The sequence below is a fragment of the Bacillus sp. HY001 genome, assembly GCF_007558965.1.
Classification (GTDB): domain Bacteria; phylum Bacillota; class Bacilli; order Bacillales; family Bacillaceae_G; genus Bacillus_A; species Bacillus_A mobilis.
In genome coordinates this window covers 1-4654 of sequence record NZ_VLTE01000085.1, presented here as the reverse complement: position 1 = coordinate 4654, position 4654 = coordinate 1, and the positions used below count along the sequence as shown (strand labels likewise).

Below are 4654 nucleotides of genomic sequence, written 5' to 3'. Positions count from 1 at the left end.
AAAGACTATACAATTAAGCAAATTACAGTGGCGACTGGTATCAGTAAGACCACGCTGTATAGGTATTTAGACAAGGCGCTATAGGGTTGCCTCAGTAAGTCGGTTGCAGAAATTACATTTTATGTAAATCATCTGACGGACTAGAGCAGCAACCCTGTGACTAGGCCATATTGAAAGTGTTGTATTTGAAAATGATAAAGCTAAATGTTTTTATGATAAATTCCCAGTAAATAAAGGTCATATGTTAATAGTACCGAAGAGACACTGTGAGGATTATTTTGGTTTAACTATTGAAGAAAAACTTTCAATAGATAAATTAGTATTGAGATGTCAACAGCGGTTCTATTTTCCCTAATTTCAGCGGTCCAAAATTCCCTATTACTAATTAACGGCCGGTTGTATGCCGGCTTTTTGCTTTTCACGAAGTCTAAATGATTGTCCTTTGATATTGAAAGTTGTGGAGTAATGCAACAATCTATCCAAAACCGCTGTTGCTAGGACGTCATCGCCAAATATTTTCCCCCACTCAATATACGATTTGTTAGAGGTTAAAATAATTGACCCTTTTTCATAACGTTTTGAAATGATACGAAAGAATAAATCTGCACTTAACTCATCAAACGGAAAGTATCCCATTTCATCAATTATGAGTACATCGCACCTACTTAACGATCGGACCAGGCGAGAAGTGGTTCCCCTTTGTTCTGCCTTGCGGCAGGAAGTAATGAAATCATCGGCCCGGGTGTAGTAAGCTGTGTATCCTTGACGAAGTGCTTCGATAGCGAAACCTATCGCCAAGTGGGTTTTACCAACACCTGGCGGTCCTAATAATAAGATATTTTCTCCATTCTCAATATAACGACCAGTTATTACTTCTTTTACACGCCGTTCGCTAACACTTGGTTGAAATGAGAAGTCAAAGTCTTCGATAGTCTTGTGAAACGGTAGCTTTGATTTCTTTATTCTAGTTTCTAGTGCTGCACCTTCTTTGTGTTCAATTTCATGTTGAAGAAGGGTGTTTAGAAATTCAGAATATGTTACATTATGTTTAGAGGCATCTTCTAGGATGCCATCTAATTGATTGGCTATGTAAACCAAGCCAACTTTCTTAAGACGTTCAGTTATAAGTTGTGCGTTCATTTGTGATCACCAGCTTTTAATTGTTCTTCATACACGTGAAGTGAACGTTGTTCCACTTCATGATTAGAGGGCTGAATGTGACGGGTCGCCAAACCGTTTTGTGTCACATCTGGCTCTTTTTTTATGTTCTTTATGTGGTTGATATCCGTTAATGATTTATTGATCCCAGAAATAATCGGATGAGTAGCGATGCACTCTAGATCAAAATAGATCTCTAAATGATGATCAAGAGTTTCCTTCACCTTTACTTCCATCCCTTTATAACGATAAGGAACCGAATAGTTTCGATCATTATAAGAAATCATGCTGCTTTCCGTTACGTAAGTAACCTTCCATTTACTTATTGGGAATAAGGGTCTCGTATTCCAATGTAATAAGTGTTTTTGTTCCTCTTCAAAACGCTGTAGAGGTGGCTCAAGCGTCGTTTGATTCGGTTTTTTATTGGCCACTTTGTCCAGCCATCCACTTAACATCTCATTCATCTCATGAAGTGTATTCTTTTGTTTTCTTTGCAGAAAATTCTTCTTAAGGTAACCAACCGCACTTTCTACTTTCCCTTTGGTTTGTGGTCTTGCTGGTTTACACGCTTTCGGAACAACTCCATAGTAAGCTAGGAATTCTTCGAACTTTCGATTAAAACGTATTTGTGTTGGACTATGTAAGGTGACTACCGTTTTCATATTGTCATAGAGTATGTGTTCAGGAACGCCGTTAAAATAGGCAAATGCATTCATGTGGCATTTCATTAGCTGCTCCATATTCATCGTATTTGTAATTTCCATGTATTTCATACGGGAGTAACCTAAAACGATGATAAATACATAAAGCTTTTGTTTCTTCCCATCAACCTCATGTTCTCCAATCTCTGCCCAGTCCATCTGTGCTTGCTTTCCAGGAGGTGTTTCAAAACGGATACTCGATTGTTTCTTTGGTTTCTGGCGATAAGGTCTGATGAAATCTCTTAAAATAGTCATCTTTCCTGGATAACCCATAGATTGAATTTCCTCAAGAAGCACTTCGCAGTTAGTGGTACCTTCCTTTAACCGTCTTAATAAATAGTCTTTATATGGATCTAAAAGGCTTGTTTTCAATTTACCGTGAGGTTGTTTTTTTTTCTTTGGTAACTCATTTTGATTTAAGTATTTTCGTATTGTTTTTGGATCAAAGCCTGTTAATTCTGCTATAGCAATCTGAGTCCAACCTTTTGAGTGATACTCTTTAATCATAAAAAATTCCCCATCCTTGATCATTATCTCTCTACACTCCAAGTTGTTTTTGAGATAATTATCCGTTATTATTGGGGAATTTCACACCGTTGTTATTAGGGATTTTACCACCGTTGTTTTCAGAGAAGTAAATCATTATTGGATTCAAGGTATAAACCGGAAGGTTACAACATTGGAGTGAATTGTGGGGAGACAGCAGGTCAAACGATTTTTCATTGTCACATACACTTAATACCAAGATACTTTAACGATATTAATGACCCCACAGGTGGTGTTAGAGGAGTGATTCCACAAAAAAGGATTTATAAATAATTATACATATTATTAGGAGGTTCCAATGCTAACAAATTTGTATTTGGTTAGACATGCCCATTCTACTTACACACCAGAGGAATTAAAAAGACCCTTATCAGAAAAAGGACTAAAAGATGCTTACAAAGTCAAAGAGTTACTAAGAGAAGAAAACATTGATCATGTTATCTCAAGTCCATATTTAAGGGCTATACAAACGGTTGAAGGAATAGCATTAACACTGGGCAGGGAGATTCAAATTGTAGATGAATTTAAAGAAAGAAAGCTAACGAAGGAAGATGTTAATGATTTTGAGCAAGCAATTAGAAAGGTTTGGGACAACCCTGATTTTTCTTGGGAAGGTGGAGAGTCAAACAAGAGTGCCCAACAAAGAGGAATTAAAGGCATTGAAATGGCTTTAGATAAATATGAAGGCAAAAATGTTGTTGTAGGAACACATGGAAATATTATGGTACTAATGATGAATTATTTTGATGAACAATACGATTTTGAATTCTGGAAGAAGCTTGCTATGCCAGATATATATAAACTTTCTTTCCAAAAAAAACCTTAGTTAATTGTATAAGAATATGGAAAGATTCTAACTTAATTTAACTTGTGAAATCCTTATTAATAGTGAAGTATAAAGTTCTATTTCAAACGGTAGCTTGTTTAGTTGAACAAGTCAGTTAAAAAAAGTCGGTTCCTTAGCGTACAGGAATTCGACTTTTTTTAGTTAAAATTCGCTTAGCGTACAAAACTTCCGAAATGTTGGCTGTACCCCTATAATTCCCTCAACAACTTCGTTCTATTCATCTGATATTAAGCTAGTCCTGGCTTATATCGGCCGGACTAACTTAGAGCAAGAAAAAAATGCTAAGCCCGTCACATCAAAGGCTTAGCGTATATTTTGTTCATCCAGCCTAGTTATCCATTTTGATAAAACTTTAAGGTGCTCGCAGTCAAGCAACCGTTTTCCCAACGAAACTACACATTTTCAATAATAATCCTTTGTGCTGTTCTCAGGTTGCGTTTTACAGTTCTCAACACATTTTCTTCTTCTGCGTAAGCACCTACTTGCACACCGTCAACAATTACACGTTTAATAGCCATATTGCTTTTCAGATTAGTCGATTTTCTCTTCAAATTAAACGCGCGTGCTAACCCATTAACATGCCCTTGGGCAACCGCTTGCCGCCAATTCGGGTCTCTTAATTTTTGGGCATCGCTTGCATGATCAATAAATCCGTTCTCCGTTAATAAAGCGGGCATTCTGGTTTCTCGCAGTACATGGAAATCGGCCTTTTTTTTACCACGGTTATGCAAGTTATTTACTTTGACAATTTCTTCATGCATAATGTCCCGAATTAACGCTGTTCTCGATGAATCAGACAAACTGTTATGAATATAATCTTCATACCCATGAGCTGAACCGTTAAATGCATTAACGTGGATGGATAGAAAATAATCTGCACCCCAAGCATTCGCATCATCTGTACGTTCTTTCAAGCTGCGCGTAATATCTGCTGTTCTACTCATTTTAATTTGCAGGCCTTCATAATGGTTTTCCAAGAGATTCCGGATGCTATGGGAAATATTTAAGGTAATTTCTTTTTCCTGCATCCCATTGCCAATAGCTCCTGGGTCCACTCCCCCGTGACCAGGATCTAAATATAATTTAAACATTTTACACCACCTCGTACAAATACAATATGATCGAAGAGTAACGGAGGTATAGGAATTCGTCTGAGGTACATATAAAAATAGGTGATGATAGGCATTACATTTCATTGAATCAGATGATTTATTTTAAAGCTAAGAAATTTTCCAAATGCGAGACCATATGTATGAGCAGCAGGAATTAATGTTCCATATTTTTCGTGGGTCAGGCAAACTCTTTTCATCTAGACAGTAGGCTGATTGATTATTGATGCTTCTTTCTTAACAAAACACCTAAGTGATTCTCTGTGCATATACTGTATCATTACTACAGGATT

At 36.9% G+C, this 4654-nt stretch carries 7 protein-coding genes; 4 read left to right on the top strand and 3 right to left on the bottom strand.

Annotated elements, in window-relative coordinates:
- Nucleotides 1-84: helix-turn-helix domain-containing protein (locus tag FOT98_RS26710; protein ID WP_086709486.1), on the top strand; the 84-nt coding region annotated here is incomplete at its 5' end.
- Nucleotides 85-169: 85 nt separating this feature from the next.
- On the top strand, nucleotides 170-355 hold the full coding sequence (locus FOT98_RS33515; protein ID WP_078214948.1) for an HIT family protein: 186 nt from the start codon (nucleotides 170-172) through the stop codon (nucleotides 353-355).
- Between the two features lie 26 nt (nucleotides 356-381).
- On the opposite strand, the gene istB is transcribed toward FOT98_RS33515, so the two are convergent.
- Nucleotides 382-1140: an IS21-like element ISBce16 family helper ATPase IstB gene (istB, locus tag FOT98_RS26700; protein ID WP_000993737.1), complete on the bottom strand. Its 759-nt coding sequence runs from the start codon at nucleotides 1138-1140 to the stop codon at nucleotides 382-384.
- Nucleotides 1137-2390, bottom strand: coding sequence for an IS21-like element ISBce16 family transposase (gene istA / locus FOT98_RS26695; RefSeq protein ID WP_000588560.1), 1254 nt, complete (start codon nucleotides 2388-2390; stop codon nucleotides 1137-1139). The genes istB and istA overlap by 4 nt, the downstream gene beginning before the upstream one ends.
- Before the next feature lie 114 nt (nucleotides 2391-2504).
- On the opposite strand from istA, the gene FOT98_RS26690 reads away from it, so the two are divergent.
- Both FOT98_RS26690 and FOT98_RS26685 read left to right on the top strand, forming a co-directional pair.
- Nucleotides 2505-2678, top strand: a complete 174-nt coding sequence (locus FOT98_RS26690) for an HIT family protein (protein WP_014315595.1) — start codon at nucleotides 2505-2507, stop codon at nucleotides 2676-2678.
- 25 nt (nucleotides 2679-2703) lie between these two features.
- Nucleotides 2704-3231, top strand: a complete 528-nt coding sequence (locus tag FOT98_RS26685; protein ID WP_000957214.1) for a histidine phosphatase family protein — start codon at nucleotides 2704-2706, stop codon at nucleotides 3229-3231.
- A 413-nt stretch (nucleotides 3232-3644) separates the two neighbouring features.
- On the opposite strand, the gene FOT98_RS26680 is transcribed toward FOT98_RS26685, so the two are convergent.
- Entirely contained in the window at nucleotides 3645-4343 is a 699-nt protein-coding gene (locus FOT98_RS26680) for an N-acetylmuramoyl-L-alanine amidase family protein (protein WP_000475617.1), read from the bottom strand.
- Between the last annotated feature and the right edge of the window lie 311 nt (nucleotides 4344-4654).

Bases quoted from the DNA above. Each gene is read 5' to 3' on its own strand.
- istB (WP_000993737.1), bottom strand. From the start codon at position 1,140: ATGAACGCACAACTTATAACTGAACGTCTTAAGAAAGTTGGCTTGGTT.
- istA (WP_000588560.1), bottom strand. From the start codon at position 2,390: ATGATCAAGGATGGGGAATTTTTTATGATTAAAGAGTATCACTCAAAA.
- FOT98_RS26685 (WP_000957214.1), top strand. From the start codon at position 2,704: ATGCTAACAAATTTGTATTTGGTTAGACATGCCCATTCTACTTACACA.
- FOT98_RS26680 (WP_000475617.1), bottom strand. From the start codon at position 4,343: ATGTTTAAATTATATTTAGATCCTGGTCACGGGGGAGTGGACCCAGGA.